Source organism: Sphingopyxis sp. (genome assembly GCF_050725615.1).
GTDB lineage: Bacteria > Pseudomonadota > Alphaproteobacteria > Sphingomonadales > Sphingomonadaceae > Sphingopyxis.
The window spans coordinates 24,326-40,787 of the sequence record NZ_JBOHHU010000003.1; the positions used below are offsets into that span (position 1 = coordinate 24,326).

14 protein-coding genes and 1 tRNA gene are annotated in these 16,462 nt (G+C 64.9%); 11 read left to right on the plus strand and 4 right to left on the minus strand.

What is annotated here, in order from left to right:
* Positions 1–122: 122 nt before the first annotated feature.
* Positions 123–1,064 carry a winged helix-turn-helix transcriptional regulator gene (locus ACREB7_RS01175; protein ID WP_431590478.1) on the plus strand — a complete coding sequence of 314 codons (942 nt, stop codon included), beginning with the start codon at positions 123–125 and terminating at the stop codon, positions 1,062–1,064.
* Here ACREB7_RS01175 and ACREB7_RS01180 read toward each other — a convergent pair.
* Positions 1,061–2,707, minus strand: a complete 1,647-nt coding sequence (locus tag ACREB7_RS01180) for a sulfatase-like hydrolase/transferase (protein ID WP_431590479.1) — start codon at positions 2,705–2,707, stop codon at positions 1,061–1,063. The two genes, ACREB7_RS01175 and ACREB7_RS01180, sit on opposite strands and share 4 nt — an antisense overlap.
* A gap of 113 nt (positions 2,708–2,820) precedes the next feature.
* Between ACREB7_RS01180 and ACREB7_RS01185 the strand changes: the two genes are divergently transcribed.
* Both ACREB7_RS01185 and ACREB7_RS01190 read left to right on the plus strand, forming a co-directional pair.
* Positions 2,821–3,438 carry a TetR/AcrR family transcriptional regulator gene (locus ACREB7_RS01185; RefSeq protein ID WP_431590480.1) on the plus strand — a complete coding sequence of 206 codons (618 nt, stop codon included), beginning with the start codon at positions 2,821–2,823 and terminating at the stop codon, positions 3,436–3,438.
* Complete coding sequence (locus ACREB7_RS01190) at positions 3,435–4,352, plus strand: formylglycine-generating enzyme family protein (protein WP_431590481.1); 918 nt, start codon at positions 3,435–3,437, stop codon at positions 4,350–4,352. Before ACREB7_RS01185 ends, ACREB7_RS01190 begins: the two co-directional genes overlap by 4 nt.
* A gap of 85 nt (positions 4,353–4,437) precedes the next feature.
* On the opposite strand, the gene ACREB7_RS01195 is transcribed toward ACREB7_RS01190, so the two are convergent.
* The 3 genes from ACREB7_RS01195 to ACREB7_RS01205 all read right to left on the minus strand — a co-directional run bounded on the left by ACREB7_RS01195 (position 4,438) and on the right by ACREB7_RS01205 (position 6,835).
* The gene (locus ACREB7_RS01195) at positions 4,438–4,845 is read right to left on the minus strand and encodes a hypothetical protein (protein ID WP_431590482.1); all 408 of its coding nucleotides are present in this window, start codon (positions 4,843–4,845) and stop codon (positions 4,438–4,440) included.
* Between the two features lie 131 nt (positions 4,846–4,976).
* On the minus strand, positions 4,977–5,456 hold the full coding sequence (locus ACREB7_RS01200) for a hypothetical protein (protein WP_431590483.1): 480 nt from the start codon (positions 5,454–5,456) through the stop codon (positions 4,977–4,979).
* 191 nt (positions 5,457–5,647) lie between these two features.
* Complete coding sequence (locus tag ACREB7_RS01205) at positions 5,648–6,835, minus strand: acetyl-CoA C-acyltransferase (protein ID WP_431590484.1); 1,188 nt, start codon at positions 6,833–6,835, stop codon at positions 5,648–5,650.
* A gap of 907 nt (positions 6,836–7,742) precedes the next feature.
* Here ACREB7_RS01205 and ACREB7_RS01210 point away from each other — a divergent pair.
* From ACREB7_RS01210 to ACREB7_RS01245, 8 genes are all read left to right on the plus strand, one after another.
* Positions 7,743–9,197 (plus strand): coniferyl aldehyde dehydrogenase, encoded by a 1,455-nt coding sequence (locus tag ACREB7_RS01210; protein WP_431590485.1) that lies wholly within the window; start codon positions 7,743–7,745, stop codon positions 9,195–9,197.
* Positions 9,198–9,243: 46 nt separating this feature from the next.
* Positions 9,244–9,328 (plus strand) — tRNA-Leu (locus tag ACREB7_RS01215).
* Between the two features lie 272 nt (positions 9,329–9,600).
* Positions 9,601–10,722, plus strand: a complete 1,122-nt coding sequence (locus tag ACREB7_RS01220; RefSeq protein WP_431590486.1) for a hypothetical protein — start codon at positions 9,601–9,603, stop codon at positions 10,720–10,722.
* A 310-nt stretch (positions 10,723–11,032) separates the two neighbouring features.
* A complete protein-coding gene (locus tag ACREB7_RS01225; protein ID WP_431590487.1) occupies positions 11,033–11,647 on the plus strand; it encodes a PilZ domain-containing protein in 615 nt (204 codons plus the stop codon).
* Positions 11,648–11,785: 138 nt separating this feature from the next.
* The gene (locus ACREB7_RS01230) at positions 11,786–13,606 is read left to right on the plus strand and encodes a DUF885 domain-containing protein (RefSeq protein WP_431590488.1); all 1,821 of its coding nucleotides are present in this window, start codon (positions 11,786–11,788) and stop codon (positions 13,604–13,606) included.
* Between the two features lie 274 nt (positions 13,607–13,880).
* Positions 13,881–14,261, plus strand: a complete 381-nt coding sequence (locus tag ACREB7_RS01235) for a hypothetical protein (protein WP_431590489.1) — start codon at positions 13,881–13,883, stop codon at positions 14,259–14,261.
* A 54-nt stretch (positions 14,262–14,315) separates the two neighbouring features.
* A complete protein-coding gene (locus ACREB7_RS01240) occupies positions 14,316–15,902 on the plus strand; it encodes a phage tail sheath family protein (RefSeq protein WP_431590490.1) in 1,587 nt (528 codons plus the stop codon).
* A 19-nt stretch (positions 15,903–15,921) separates the two neighbouring features.
* Positions 15,922–16,455 (plus strand): phage tail protein, encoded by a 534-nt coding sequence (locus ACREB7_RS01245; RefSeq protein WP_431590491.1) that lies wholly within the window; start codon positions 15,922–15,924, stop codon positions 16,453–16,455.
* Positions 16,456–16,462 lie beyond the last annotated feature (7 nt).

Consider the following 16,462-nt stretch of genomic DNA (forward strand, 5'->3'; position numbering starts at 1 on the left):
TCCCCAGGGAAGAGGGGGCACGGGCACGGCCCCCTCTCCCGACCGGCCCCCCGCAGGTTCGCGGCTCCCTTGTCGATGACCGGCCGGCGGGTTAGGGGCGGGGGCGAAGGAATGGCTTGGGCTTGAAACACGACCGCACCATCAGGGCCTGTTCGATCTGGCGCGCGCTCGACGTCGTCGGCGACGTGCCGGTGCTGCTGATCATGGAACAGGCCTTTCTGGGCACCCACAGCTTTGACGAGTTCGTCGCGCGCACCGGGCTGGCGCGCTCGGTGGTCAACGGCCGGCTCAAGAAACTGGTCGAAGAGGATTGCCTCGCCAAGGTGCGCAAGAAGGCGGGGCGCGGCTTTCACTATGTCCTGACCCAAAAGGGTCGCGACCAGTTTCCCAACGCGCTGATGATGCTGCGCTGGCAGCATAAGTGGGAGGCCGCCGAGCGCGACTTCCAGGTCCGCCTCCACCACGCCACCTGCGGCCACGCGACCGAGCCGGTGCCGGCCTGCGGCCATTGCCATGCCGAGATCGACCCGCGCGACGTCGCCTGGCGCGAAGGGCCCGGGCTCGCGCAGGTCATCCCGCATTACGAGCGCCGCCGCTTCAACGGCGATGTCCGCCGCCCCGGCGGGCGCCCGCTGGTCGACACGATGATCGAGCTGTTCGGCGACCGCTGGGCCACGCTCGTCGTCCGCGCGATGTTCACGCACATCAACCGCTTCGACGATATCCAGCGCGACACGCTGATGGCGACGAACATCCTCACGGGCCGGCTCGAACGGCTGGTACGGCAGGGCATTTTGAAGACGGCGCCCTATTCGTCGCACGCCGATCGCGTCGAATATCGCCTGACCGCCAAGGGCCGCGATCTCTACCCGGTGCTGCTTGCGCTCTTGCAATGGGGCGACCGCTGGTTCGCCGACGAGCGCGGCCCGCCGCTGCTGCTCACGCACAGTCCGTGCGGCCACGACCTCCATATGGTCGTCGCGTGCAGCCATTGCGGCGACGAATTGCAACTGGCGAACAGCGGGTTCACGATCGAAACGACGGGCGCCGCGACCGAAGCCTAATTGGTCCAGTAGACATAGTCCTGTCCGTCCTTCCACGGCGCGTTGAGCGGCACGTCGATCCGCACCGGCCCCTCGATCAGCCCCGGCCAGATCGGCTTCGCCATGCCCTTGTTCTGCGCGTCGAGCATCGCGCTCAGCGCCGCGACGCGCTGCGGCTCGGCCGCCGACAGATCAAATTCTTCGGTCGGATCGTCCGCGAGATTATAGAGCCGCTTCTTCGCCGGACGCTTGGTCACCTGCAATTTCCAGTCGCCCGCGCGCACGGCGCGATAATCGCCCGATCGCCAGAACAGTGCCGCGCGCTTCGCGGGACCCGCCAATATATCCTCGCTGTCGATCACGCGGCCCGTCGGCACCGTCGCCCCCGCCGCCGCCGCGATGGTGGAGAAGATGTCGAGATGTCCCGTCGGGTCGGCGCGCGTCGAACCCGCCGCGATCACGCCCGGCCAGCGCATGAAGAAGGGGGTGCGGATGCCGCCCTCGAAAAAGGTCGCCTTCCACCCGCGATAGGGCGCGTTCAGATGGTCGATCCCGGTGTACCAGGCGCCGCCATTGTCGCTGGTGAAGATCACCAGCGTGTTATTATCGATCCCCACTTCCTTCAGCTTCGCCATCACGTCGCCGATCCGCCGGTCGAGCTGCGCGATCATCGCGCCATAGACGCGCGTCTTCTCATCCTTGATCTGCGGCAGTCTGTCATAGTCCGCGCGCGTCGCCTGCAGCGGCGTGTGCGGGGCGTTGAACGCGAGGTACATAAAGAACGGCCGGTTCTTGTTCGCCTCGATCGCCCGCGTCGCCTCTTCGGCGAAATAATCGGTCATATGCCCCTTGGGGTGGAATCTTTTGCTGCCGTTGAAACTCACCGCATGGCGCAAATTCGCCCACAGGAAGCGGTCGATGCGGTCCCAGGGCAGCTTGGCGTTGACCACGTCTGGGTCATCCTCGGGCATAAACATCGCCGCCCCGCCAAGCACCGCAAGACTCTCGTCAAACCCCTGTGCCTGCGGCTGCAGGGCAGGGGCCTCGCCCAGATGCCATTTGCCGATGTGCAAAGTGTGATAGCCCGCCGCCTTCACCGCCTCGGCGATCGTCACCTCGCTCGCGGGCACGCCCATGTCGGGATAGTCGGGGATGTCGGGGGTGATCAGTTCCTTGTGAAAGATGGTGTTCAGCGGCCCAATGCCCGAACCATGCGCCATATTTTCGGCGAACTGCACCGGAACGGCGGTATATTCGAAACCGAAACGCGTCGGATAGCGCCCCGTCATCATCGCCGCGCGCGACGGCGAGCAGGTCGCGTTGGCGGCATAGGCGGTGGTGAAATTCATCCCCTCACGCGCCAACGCGTCGATGTTCGGTGTCTTGACGATGCCGCCCGCGACCCCGCCGCCGTTGAGGCTGATGTCGTTATAGCCCAGGTCGTCGGCGACGATCAGGATGATGTTCGGCGGGCGCTTGCCCCCGGGCGGGTTGACGGGCGCAGCGGCGGGACCGGCCGCCCATGTCACCGCATGATGGGGTTGCACCGGGTCGCGCCAGTCGGAAATCAGGCCGGGCAGGCGGTATGTGTTCGCCTGATAGGCCCAGTATCCGCCCGCCCCGAGCAATGCGAGCACGCCGAGCGCCACCCATCTCTTTTTCATAGCCCCACCCGTTTGCGATTCCGGTCGATATTATGGCACTATCTGTGTCATTATATCGCGTGAGGCGCAAGATCGCATTGACCCCGGCGTCAAGCTGGGCCAGCGGAGACAGCATGACAGCCCGGGTACAAGCGAAGAGTGAAACGGACACCGTCGTGCGGATCGACGGTCGCCGCGAACGCAGCCGGTCGAGCCGGGCGCGGATCGTCGCGGCGATGCTCGACCTGATCGACAGCGGCGACCTGACCCCCAGCGCGGCGCGCGTTGCCGAGGAGGCGGGGGTGGGCCTGCGCACCGTTTTCCGCCAGTTCGACGACATGGATACGCTCTACCGCGAAATGTCGGAAACCATCGCCGAGCGGGTGATGCCGATCGTCAGCGCGCCCTATGCGGGCCAGGACTGGCGCGCCGATGTCCGCGACCTCGTCGCGCGGCGCGCGCGCGTTTTTGAAACGATGCTGCCCTTCCGCCTCGCCGCCAACATCAAACGCTATCAGTCGCCCTTCCTGATGGGCCAATATGGGCAGGTCGTCGCGCTCGAACGCGACCTGCTGTTCCGGCTGCTCCCTGATGATGTCCTCGCCGACCGGGTCGGGCGCGAGGCGCTGTGCGTTGCGCTGTCGTTCCAGACCTGGCGCGCGCTGCGTCACGATCAGGGTCTCGATGCCGAGGAAGCCGCAGCGGTCGTTGCCCAGATGGTCGACGCCCTGATCGCGGTCGCGCCGCAATGAAAGAAGGGGTCCTTCTCGCGTCGCTGGTGCTGGCCGCCCTGCTGGCAGCTTGCGGCGAGACGCCGGAGGATGCGACCGTCGCGGCGGCCAAGACGGTCTGCCCGGCGATGCCGAAGGCGGCCTATGTCTGGATCCCGGGCGCGACCTTTGCGATGGGCGCCGACGCGCATCTGCCCGAGGAAGGGCCCGAAAAGCAGGTCAAAGTCGCGGGATTCTGGATGGCGACGCACGAGGTCACCAACGGCGAGTTCGCCGCCTTCGTGAAGGCGACCGGCTACAACACGATCGCCGAACGCGATCCGCCCAAGCTGCCCGGCGCGCCGCCCGAGATGCTGATCCCCGGCGGCGCGGTGTTCACCGCGCCGACCGACGGCAATCCCAATTGGTGGCGCTGGATGGTGGGGGCAGAGTGGCGTCATCCCGCCGGACCCGACACCGCGATCGACGGGCGCGATCGCGAGCCGGTGGTGCAGATCGCCTATGACGATGCGCTCGCTTACGCCCAATGGGCCGGCAAGGCGTTGCCGAGCGAGGAGCAATGGGAACTCGCTGCCGCGACCGGCGGCGCCGACCGCAATGTGCCGGACGTCGACGGCAAGCCGCAGGCGAATTATTATCAGGGCGTCTTCCCGGTGCGTGACATGGGCACCGACGGCTTCACCAGCCGCGCGCCGGTCGCCTGCTTCCCCGCCGACAAGCACGGCGTCCACGACCTGATCGGCAATGTCTGGGAATGGACCACCGCGAAGGCTGGGGACGAAACCAACGTCATCAAGGGCGGCAGCTTCCTGTGCGCGGCCAACTACTGCGCGCGCTACCGCCCCGCCGCACGCCAGTTCCAGGAACGCTCGCTCGGCACCGACCACATCGGCTTCCGCCTGATCGACACAATGCGGCCGGCGCCGACCGGGTAGGTCGGCGTCATCACCCGAAACAAGTTGGGCAGGACCCGAACGGAAGGACCGTTCTCCAACCCAAGGCTGCGGCCCTGCCGAAAGATCAGCTCTTCTTGGGCGTTACCGTTACGACCGTCCCGTCGTCGGCGGTCGCGGTGAAGCTGCCGTCGGCGCCCGGTTTGCTCACCGCCCAGCACATTCCCATTTCGTCGCCCTCGGGATCGAAGCAATCCTTGCCGTCGTGCGTGGCATATTGGCCCTTGACCTGTTTGCCCTTGGCGTCGGTATCGACATAGGTGCCGTCGGCGTTGATCACCGTGGTCGCCATCGTGCCGTCGGCCATTTTGACGTCATAGGTTCCGGGCGCGGTGGTCGATGCGACCGCCGGACCAGCGGCGGCGGCGGGCGCCGCTGTTTCAACCGGCGCCGCAGCGGGCTCCGCCTTCTCTTCGGTCTTTTGCGAACAAGCTGACAGCGCGGCGAGCGCCACCAGCAATATGATCTTCTTCATGTCCCATCTCCCCATCTTGCGCCGACAGGCTATGCCTTTCGGTGCGGCGCGGCAACGGGAATCGCGCGCCTCGCACGCGCAGGAAAAAGGGGCCGAACATAGGCATGTCCGGCCCCTTTCGTCATCGTCGGTTAGCGGCGATAGGAGAAGTGGTTGCGATACACTTTCACCACCTTGCCGTTGCGCGCATTGACCAACAGCAGGTCGTTGTAATGGCGCACATAGGTCAGGTTGCGACCGGCGTGCGGCACGCCCCAGCGGCTGTCCCAGGCCGGGCGATAGCTCGGCGCGTAATAGTTGGAACGGAGCGTCGAGCCGACGCGGAACTGCTGATATTTGAACGGCGCGCGATAGTTGGAATAGCGGTTGTCCTGGCGCCAGTCGCGCTTGCTGTCGCGCAGGTCGCGCTTGGCATCGCGATATTCGCCGCGTTCCTCGCGCACGTCGCTGCGGCTGCCGTGGCGCTGCGCATCGCGCAATTCCCGGTGTTCTTCGCGGACATCGGCGCGATCCTTGCGAATCTCGCGGGTCTGCGCCTGTGCGGCGACCGGCATGGTGGCGGGAACCATCATCGCGGCGATCAGGCCGGCGGTGAGAAATTTGCTCTTCATTGTGCCATTCCTTTTTCCGTCAGGGGGAGGGGATCTGCCCGATGACTGATGATGGAATAGGCGTGTCGGTTTGAACGGAGCCGGAATGCGCCGTTTATTTTCAGGACATTAGTGTCGCAAATTGTCGCGCCAGAACGACGAAAGGGCGCCGTCTTGCGACGACGCCCCGGAACTTTCGCCGAAAAGCCGGATCAGACGAGCTCGATCGCCACTGCGGTCGCTTCGCCGCCGCCGATGCACAGGCTCGCGATGCCGCGGGTCTTGCCGTGGCGCTGGAGCGCGGCGATCAGCGTGGTGATGATACGCGTGCCGCTGGCGCCGATCGGGTGGCCCAAGGCGGTCGCGCCGCCATGGACGTTGATCTTCTCGCGCGGGATGCCGAGGTCGTGCATCGCGAACATCGCGACGCAGGCGAAGGCTTCATTGACCTCGAACAGATCGACGTCGCCGATCGACCAGCCGGTCTTGGCGAGCAATTTGTTGATCGCGCCGACCGGGGCGACGGTGAAGTCCTTGGGCTCCTGCGCATGCGCGCTATGCGCGACCAGGCGGGCGACGGGCTTGGCGCCCTTGGCGTCGGCGACCGACTGGCGCGTCAGCACGACGGCGGCGGCGCCGTCCGAGATCGAGCTGCTGGTCGCGGCGGTGATCGTGCCGTCCTTGGCGAAGGCGGGCTTCAGCGTCGGGATCTTGTCGGGCATCGCCTTGCCCGGCGCCTCGTCGGTGTCGACGACGACGTCGCCCTTGCGGGTCGCGATCGTCACCGGCGCGATCTCACCCGCAAAGGCGCCGTCGGCGATCGCCGCCTTGGCGCGGCTCAGCGATTCGAGGGTGTAATCATCCTGCGCCTGGCGCGAGAGCTGGTAGGCGTCGGCGGTATCCTGCGCAAAGGTGCCCATCGCGCGGCCGGCCTCATAGGCGTCTTCCAGCCCGTCGAGGAACATATGGTCATAAGCGGTGTCGTGGCCGATGCGCGCGCCGCCACGGTGTTTCTTGAGCAGATAGGGCGCGTTGGTCATCGATTCCATGCCGCCCGCGACGACCAGGTCGATGCTGCCCGATGCCAGCGCCTCGGCGCCCATGATGACGGTCTGCATGCCCGAACCGCACACCTTGTTGACGGTGGTCGCCTGCACCGATTTGGGCAGGCCCGCCTTGATCGCCGCCTGACGCGCCGGCGCTTGGCCGAGCCCGGCGGGGAGCACGCAGCCCATATAGATACGCTCGATATCGTCGCCGCTGACGCCGGCGCGCTCGACCGCCGCCTTGACCGCGGTCGCGCCGAGGTCGGTCGCGCTCGCATCCGACAGGCTGCCCTGCATGCCGCCCATCGGGGTGCGGGCATAGGAAAGGAAAACGACGGGATCGGTGGCGGTCATGGGACAAGACTCCGTAGGGGAAACTGGATCGATGGCCCGTCGCTTAGCCGAAATGCTGCAACTGCGAAAGGGGGAGGGAAGCCGATCTGCCGGTCCGCGTTTTGCCGAGGGGAAAGGCCGTCAACCCCTGCAGCGCCGTGTCAAAGTTCAGCAAAGTTCAGCCCAACGACGAACCCGTCGGCCTTGCCGCCCGCGGTGATCGGCGGAGGAATCGCGTGCCGGGGCGGGAGGGGTGCCGTTCATCGACTATCTTGAAGCATAGCGGGATATTGTAGGAAAGCGTTTTTTCGTTGAGGCGTTTTTTGGGGAGGGCAGCGAAGGTCGATATGGCGCTTTGAAGGATTGGAAAGGGGTGGGAAGCGGACGAGGGACTCAGGTGCGGCGCGCGCGTAACCGTCGGGCTAGTATGAGCACGAAGCGTTTCGTCAGGTAAAGATACCAGATTACGCCGGGCAGCAAAAATAGCACAACCCACATCGTGTTGTGGACCGCGACCCCGGTTGCATATTCGAACGCAAACATGATGCCTCCGCCTAAAAAAATCGGCCACAGGCATTCCAGCTTGCCGTAGCCGCTCCAGGGCGGATCGCGCTCCATCTCAGTTATGAGTCGATCATGGTATCGTTTTAGCCAAGTCACTTGAGTTCACCCCTGACATCGTTCTCAGACACGTATGGCAATTGAAATGTGTCCGCAAACGGTGGTGGGTTCAAGGGATCGTCCCAACACTCCTTCTCCTCAAAGAATGAAGTGTTGCGACGATCCCTTGAACCCACCCTGCTTATCCGATGCCCGCCATCGGGACCGAGCCGCCAAACCCCCGGATCACGCCGCGCGCGCGGGTTTCAACTTGCAACTCACCGCGCGGCGTGGTGAATTGCCGCAAATCCAAACAGGGAGACGGGTCATGGCCACCGCCATCAAGCAGGATATCGCCGGCGAAACGCAGCGGATGCACGACGTGCTGGCCGCACAGAAAGCGAGCTTCACCGCAGCCATGCCCGAAAGCCTGGCGGTACGTACCGACCGCATCGACCGCGCGATTGCGCTGCTCGTCGACAATGCCGAGGAATTTGCAAAAGCGGTGAGCGAGGATTTCGGGCATCGCAGCCGCGAACAGACGCTGATGACCGACATCATGCCTTCGGTCAGCGCGCTCAAGCACGCCAAAAAACATATGGCGGCCTGGTCGAAGGGCGAGAAGCGCAAGCCCACTTTCCCGCTCGGCCTGCTCGGCGCCAAGGCCGAGGTCGTGTACCAGCCCAAGGGCGTCGTCGGCGTCGTCGCGCCGTGGAACTTCCCCGTCGGCATGGTGTTCGTGCCGATGGCGGGCATCCTCGCGGCGGGCAACCGCGCGATGATCAAGCCCAGTGAGTTCACCGAAAATGTCTCGGCGCTGATGGCGCGGCTGGTCCCCGACTATTTCGACGAGAGCGAGATCGCGGTGTTCACCGGCGACGCCGATATCGGGGTCGCCTTCTCGAAGCTCGCCTTCGACCATATGATCTTCACCGGCGCGACCAGCGTCGGCAAGCATATCATGCGCGCCGCCGCCGATAACCTCGTCCCTGTGACGCTCGAACTCGGCGGCAAGTCGCCGACCTTCATCGGGCGCAGCGCCAACAAGGAACAGGCGGGGCAGCGCGTCGCGCTCGGCAAGCTGATGAACGCCGGGCAGATATGTCTCGCTCCCGACTATCTGCTCGTCGCCGAGGACCAGGAGGGCGAGGTGATCGACAGCGTTACCAAGGGGGCGGCGGCGCTCTATCCCACGCTGCTCGCCAACGACGATTACACGTCCGTCGTCAACGTCCGCAATTACGACCGGCTGCAATCCTATCTGGCCGATGCACGAGCAAAAGGTGGCGACGTGATCGAGGTCAATCCGGGCGGCGAGGATTTCGCCAGCGCCAACGGCCACAAGATGCCGCTCCACATCGTCCGCAATCCGACCGACGACATGAAAGTGATGCAGGAGGAAATCTTCGGCCCCATCCTGCCGGTCAAGACCTACAAGACGATCGACGAGGCGATCGATTATGTGAACGCCAACGACCGCCCGCTCGGCCTCTATTATTTCGGGCAGGACAAGAGCGAGGAGGACCGCGTGCTGACGCGGACGATCTCGGGCGGGGTGACGGTCAACGACGTGCTGTTCCACAATGCGATGGAGGATCTGCCCTTCGGTGGGGTCGGGCCGTCGGGCATGGGCAATTATCACGGGCTCGACGGCTTCCGCACCTTCAGCCACGCGCGCGCGGTCTATCGCCAGCCCAAGCTCGACGTCGCGGGCCTCGCCGGTTTCAAGCCGCCCTATGGCAAGGCGACCGCCAAGACTTTGGCCAAGGAACTCAAGAAATAGCTTGGCAAAATGGGGCGTCCCGGATTATCGGGGCGCGCTTCCACGGGCCCCTGTGGTGAAATTGGTAGACGCGCCGCACTCAAAATGCGGTTCCGCAAGGAGTGCTGGTTCGAGTCCGGCCAGGGGCACCATCGGGCAGCTTTTGCTGCCTTCGCCGTTACCGATTGGGCGGCACCATTCCTATCCACCGCTCCTTTTGGACGCTGATCGCCGCCCGCTAGCGCGCGCGGTGCGCGCGACAGTTACGGGTTTCCGTCACTAGGCGGCGGCGCCGTCGCCTCTAGCATGGCGGCATGAACCGACCTGCTTCCAGCGAGATCACGCGTTTCGATCGCGCGGCTTTGCTGCGCCGCGCGGCCGCCTCCATCGCTTTCGATCAACATAGAAAATCCGGGAGATAAAGATGCTCATCCTGTTCGACGACTATCCGGTGCACCAGACGGCGGAGCCGCTGTCGTATATGGCATCGAGCGAACGCAACATGTACGCGCGTTACTGGTACAACGGCTATGACTTCGACGGCGACTTCTACATCGGGGTCGCTTTCGCCGCCTATCCGAACCGCGAGGTGATGGACGGCGCGGTGTCGATCGTGCGCAAGGATGGCACGCAGCACAGCTTTCGCGCGTCGCGGCGCCTGCGCGGCGACCGCACCGAGCTTTATGCCGGACCCCTGCGGCACGAGATTGTCGAGCCGATGCGAACGGTACGCGTCACGGTGGAGAAGAACGACACCGGCTTCACCTGCGACCTGACCTTCCACGCCAACAGCGTCGCGCATGAGGAACCCGCCGACCATATGAAGCAGGGGGTGCGTACCGTCGCCCAGATGAAGCGTTTCAGCCAGTTCGGGCGCTGGGAGGGCTGGATCGAGGTCGATGGCAAGCGGCAGGAGATCAATCCCGCGACCACCTATGGCACCAAGGACCGCAGCTGGGGGTGGCGCTGGACGGGGGAGAGCGAGAAGGGCATTTCGCGCGACATTCCCGAACAATTTTTCTGGCTGTGGGCGCCGATCCACTGGCAGGACCGCTGCACCCACTGGGGCCAGCACGAATATGCCGACAGCAAGCGCTGGAAGGAGTTCGCCCAGATATTTAAGACCTATCCGATCGGGAGCGACTTCAACGTCCTCGACGAGGGCGACGTGGAGCCCGCGCTATGCGCCGACCACCGCCTCGAGTTCGCCAGGGGCAGCCGCCTGATCAGCCGCGCCGAAATCGACACCGTGTACCGGGATGGACGCAAGGAGACCTTCGTCCTCGAACCGCTGCTGCGCTATCATATGTACGGGACCGGCTATAACCATCCCGAATGGGGCCATGGCTTCTACAAGGGCGAGGAGGCGTACACGCTCGAAAGCTGGGACATCAATCGGATCGACGTCAACGCGCCGCAGTTCATGCATGTCCAGCAGGTCGTGCGCGCGACCTGCGGCGACCAGGTCGGGGTCGGCGCGCTCGAACAATATATCGTCGGCCCGCACCAGCGCTATGGGCTCAAGGGCTTCCTCGACCCGACCTGATTGCGCCGTGCGGTTATCGACGTCGAACGACTTGCAACCACTCGATTTTTCCTGCCGCGTCCCGAGCGGCGGGTTGCGATACTCAAAGCTGGCGATATTTAACGCGGCATAGTTGGAAATTATTCATATTATGAAGGCAGTCTGCGGCCAAGCGCCGATGGGCGCGTTGAACCGTGCTTAACGATTCCGGCGGGCCAGCCGGGTTGAGGACGGAAACGCGACGACCGGACGTGCGGTGGGGAAAGCTGAGTGGAACAATTTTAGCAGCATGAATGTCTCTTCTGGGCGCTGTTGGAATCAGGAGGAAGGCATGAACGAACCCCACTTCTCTGACCCCGGAGAAGATCAGGACGCCGCGTCCGACCGCCGTGGCGGCGACCGGTTTCGCACCGTGTGGCGCATCGCGAAGGTCACCCGCGATGGCGACGCCGGGCTATGGCGCGTCCGCAACATGTCCGACGGCGGCATGATGCTCGCGGTCGAGGTTCCGGTGTCGGTCGGCGAACGGCTCGAAATCGCGCTCTCGGAAACCATCGTCATTTCGGGCCGTGTCGCCTGGTGCGAAGCGGGGCGCTGCGGCGTCGCCTTCGACGCGGCGGTCGACGGCCATGACGTGCTCCGGCAACTCGCCGCCGAACAACAGTCGGGCGACTACCGCGCCCCGCGCCTGCCGGTGCATACCCGCGCGCAATTGATCACCGACGGCGCGGCCAGCGATATCGAACTCGCCGACCTGTCGCAGAGCGGCGCGGGCTTCGTCCATGGCGGCCAGTTCGAGGTCGGCAAGGCGCTCGAACTTGTGCTGCCCGGCGATATCCGCCGCAAGGCGATCGTCCGCTGGTCGCGCGCCGGCCGCGGCGGGCTGTGGCTCACCGAGCCGCTGGGCCGCGCCGACCTGGAGAGCATCCGGCATTTTCAGGGGTGAGTTGGGGCTTCCGGCATCAAGGTTGACCTGATTTCCCCTCCCGCAGGCGGGAGGGGAGATCAACGTCGGCTGCCCCCAAAGCCAATATTTGCCTCCCCCGCCATCCCCCCTATAACCCCTTCAAACGAAAGGGGTCCCATGCAGCTTTCCCGTCGCGAATTTTCCCTGGTCATCGGCGCGAGCCTCCTCGCCGCCCCTGCGGCCCGCGCCGCAGGGCAGGGCGCCGCCGCCGCCGATGCGGCCTTCACCGCCTTTCTCGATGCGGCGTTCGAGGCCGAACTCCTGCTCGACCCCGAGCAGCTCACCAGCCTTGGCCGCAAGGAGAAGCAGGACCGGTTCACCGACCCCAGCGATGCCGCGGCGGCGGTGCGGCTCGACTGGCGCCGCGCCAATGTCGCCGAGATGAAAAGGCGCTTCGACCGCGCCGCGCTCGGCGAGGATGCGCGCGTGTCCTACGACATGTGGGCGCTCGAACTCGAACGCGCCGAGGCGGCGACCAAGTGGCGCGGCCATGGCTATATCTTCGACCGCAACGGCCCGCACACCGGGCTCCCCAATTTCCTGATCAACCAGCACCGCATCGACACCCCCGCCGACATGCATGCCTATGCCGAGCGGGTCGCGGCGCTCGGGCCGACGCTCGACGTCTATCTGGAGCGGGCAAAGGCCTCGGCGACGAAAGGCATCCGTATGCCGGGCTTCGCCTACGACCAGTCGATCGAGCTGATCGGGCGGCTCATAAGCGGCGCGCCGTTCGGCGATGGCGCCGACAATGCGCTCTACGCCGATGCGAAGGAAAAGGCGGCGGGGCTCGTGACCGCGAAGAAGGTCGACGCCGCCGCCGCCGATGCCTTCATCGCCCGCGTTGCCATGGCGATGAACGAGACGCTCAAGCCCGCCTACGACAGGATCAAGGCCTGGCTCACCGCCGATCGTGCCAAGGCCGGGTCCGAACCGCATGGCGCGGGCGCGCTGCCCGACGGCGCGGCCTATTATGACGCGATGCTGCGCCTCCAGACGACAACCGGCATGACCGCGAACGAAATCCACGACCTCGGCCTGTCCGAAGTTGCGCGCATCCGCGCCGAGATGGAGACGCTGAAGGCGAAGATCGGCTATGAGGGCAAGCTCGAGGATTTCTTCGTTTTCCTGCGCAGCGACGACCGTTTCTATGTCGCCAACGACGATGCTGGCCGGGCCGCCTATCTCAAGATGGCCGGGGACTATCTCGACGGTATGCGTGCGCGGCTGCCCGAGCAATTCGGGCGGCTGCCCAAGGCCGATCTGATCGTCAAGCGCGTCGAGGCGTTTCGCGAGGAGCCTGGCGGCGCCGCGCATTATTCGCCCGCCGCGCTCGATGGTTCGCGCCCCGGTATCTATTATGTCCATCTCGCCGACACGCGCGCGACGCCGATCTATGAGATCGAGGGCACGACCTATCACGAGGGCCTGCCGGGCCATCATATGCAGATCGCGCTCGCGCAGGAGATGACGGGCACACCCGAGTTCCGGAAGAATTATTTCTATGGCGCCTATGGCGAGGGCTGGGCGCTTTATGTCGAGCGACTGGCCAAGGAGATGGGTTTCTACACCGATCCCTACAGCGATTTCGGGCGGCTGGGGCGTGAGATCTGGCGCGCGATCCGGCTGGTCGTCGATACCGGCATCCATGCCAAGGGGTGGAGCGAGGAAGAGGCGCTGACCTATTATACCGGCAATTCGCCGCAGCCCCTGGCGAAGATCCGTTCCGAAATCCGCCGCTATTTCGTCACCCCCGGACAGGCCACATCGTACAAGGTCGGCATGCAGCGCATCCTCGCGCTGCGAGACCGCGCGCGGGGGGCGCTCGGCGACCGTTACGACCAGAAGATGTTCCACGAGATCGTTCTCGGGCGCGGCTCGGTGCCGCTGCCGGTGCTCGAGGCGCAGGTCGACCGCTGGATTGCTGCGCCGGGCTGATCGTCCTGCGCGTTCCCTTAACCAGTTTCGTCAGGATTTGTTTAAGATCCGGGGCACAGTGTTGCGTGGTCGACATCCGAATGACTGTCTGATCACATTATAGAGGAAGCGCTATTCTTTGCGCGGTCGTCGCTGCCGACGACCGGCTCATCGCTCTTGGCGTATTCGTCCAATAGAGACCGGGCTGATCCATGTTAGCTTCGAGTCTCAATCAAAACATCGGTCGCACAAACTTCGTCGCTTGCGTTTCAGCAAAGGGAGGGTTGTGCTTGTCATGCCACAGAAATTTTCCTGGTCGTTTAGCGGCGGCTCGCCCGCCGGTGCCGGTGTCAACAATGGCGGCAGTCTGGAGGTCGATGCGATCACCAGCGCCGGGGTGACCCTCGCCAAGGCGATGGGCGCCGACCGCGATCTCGCGCTGCAGATCGACGATGTCGACAAGCTCGCCTTCTTCATAATGACCTCGTCGCTCAACGACGGATCGGTCGATGTGAAGGCCGACAGCGCGACGCGCACCAAGCTCAGCGGCCCGCTCATCCTCTATGGCGAGGCGATCAAATTGTTCGCCGGCGATCTCCAGACGATCAGCCTCAAGAACAGCTCGGCGACCACCGCCGCCGACATCACCATCCTGATGGGCTTCAAGCTCGACTGACAAGTTCGGCTCCCCCTGGGGAGCTTCACCGACTGGCGAAAAGGGAGTGCTGCCATGCCCGTGTCCGTGACCTATCCCGGTGTCTATATTCAGGAGCTGCCATCGGGCGTGCGCACCGTCAGCGGCGTTGCGACCTCGATCGCCGCCTTTGTCGGGCGCGCGCTGCGCGGGCCGGTCAACCAGCCTTTGACCTGCTTCAATTTCGGCGAGTTCACCCGCCGCTTCGGCGGCCTGTGGGCGAGCGGGCCGATGACCTATGCGGTCGATGATTTTTACGGCAATGGCGGCGGGCAGGCCGAGATCGTGCGGCTGTTCAAGGCCAGGGCGGCCGACGACGACGGCATCGCGACGCTCGACATCGGCGCGCTCGCGCTGCGCGCGACGAGCCCGGGCGAATGGGGCAACCAGCTGAGCGGCATCGCGACGCATCCCGACGTCGCCGATCCGGTCGGCGCGGCGTTGGCGGCGGAAAAATACGGTCTTGTCGTCGCCGACCTGTTCGACATCCGGATCGAGGACAAGACGACCGGGGCGGTCGAGGTTTTCCGCAACCTGACGGTGAAGGAAAACGGCGGCGCGCGGCGGTTCGACCGGGTCCTCGCCGCCGAATCGAGCCTCGTCCAATGCCAGCTCAATATCGATGGCACGCCCAAGCTCGGCAACCGGCCGGCGCATGACGCGACCGGCGACGGGGTCGACGGCAATGACGGCGATCCGCTGCTCGACGTCGATTTCATCGGCGACGCCGACAAGAAGACCGGCTTCTATGCGCTGAAAAAGGCCGATATCTTCAACCTCCTGTGCATCCCGCCCGACACCCGCGACGGCACCCTGCCGCGCAGCGTCAATGAAAAGGCGGCGCAGTTCTGCAAGGACGAGCGCGCGGTGCTGATCGTCGATCCGCCCGCCGACTGGGACGACAAGCCCGAGGAAGCGGCGGCGCTGGTCAAGACCAAACAGCTCGACGGCGCGACCGCAGTCCTCTCGATGTCCTTCGCCGACAATGCCGCGCTCTATTTCCCCCGTATCCTGCGCCGCGACCCCAAGCGCGCGGGCCAGATCGACAGCTTCGTCCCGTGCGGCGCGGTGGCGGGAATCATCGCCCGCACGGATACGAACCGCGGCGTCTGGAAATCGCCCGCCGGCATGGCGGCGACGCTCGCGGGGGTCGAGGGGCTGTCGGTCAAGCTGACCGACGAGGAAAATGGCCTGCTCAATCCGATCGGGGTCAATTGCCTGCGCAGCTTCCCCGGTACCGGGCTGACGGTGTGGGGGGCGCGGACGCTGCGCGGATCGGACCAGCTCTCCGACGACTATAAATATCTCGCGGTCCGGCGCCTGGCGCTGTTCATCGAGGAAAGCCTGTATCGCGGCACCCAGTGGGTGGTGTTCGAGGGCAATGACGAACCGCTCTGGGCGCAAATTCGCCTGTCGGTCGGCACCTTCATGCAGCGCTTGTTCAAACAGGGCGCGTTCCAGGGCACCAGCCCGCGCGACGCCTATTTCGTCAAATGCGACGGCAGCACGACGACGCAGGATGATCGCAACCAGGGCATCGTCAACATCGTCGTCGGTTTCGCGCCGCTGCTGCCGGCCGAATTCGTCGTCATTTCCATCCAGCAGATCCGCAACGCGGCCTGAGCCATAGGGGAGAGCGATCATGGCACCACCTTTCAGCGTCAACCCCGACCGGCGCGACCCGTACAAGACCTACAAGTTCCGCCTGCGCCTGCCCGACGGCACCTATGTCGCGGGGCTCAGCAAGATGAGCGCGCTCAAGCGCAGTACCGAAGTCGTCAAGTTCCGCGAAGGCGGCGACCCGTCGACCTCGCGCAAGTCGCCGGGCCAGACCGAATATGAAGCGGTCACCCTCGAACGCGGGGTCACCCATGACACGACGTTCGAGCAATGGGCGAACAAGGTGTGGAACTTCGGTTCGGGCCTCGGCGCCGAAGTCTCGCTCAAGGATTTCCGCAAGGATCTCGTCCTCGAAATCTATAACGAGGCCGGGCAACTCGTGCTAGCTTACCGGCTGTTCCGCTGCTGGCCGTCGGAATTCGTCGCCTTCCCCGATCTCGACGCCTCGGCGAGCGCGGTCGCGATCCAGACGCTCAAGCTGGAGAATGAGGGCTGGGAACGCGACTATGACGTCGCTGAGCCCGCCGAGCCGAGCTTCACCGAGCCGACCCTCTAGGTCCGCC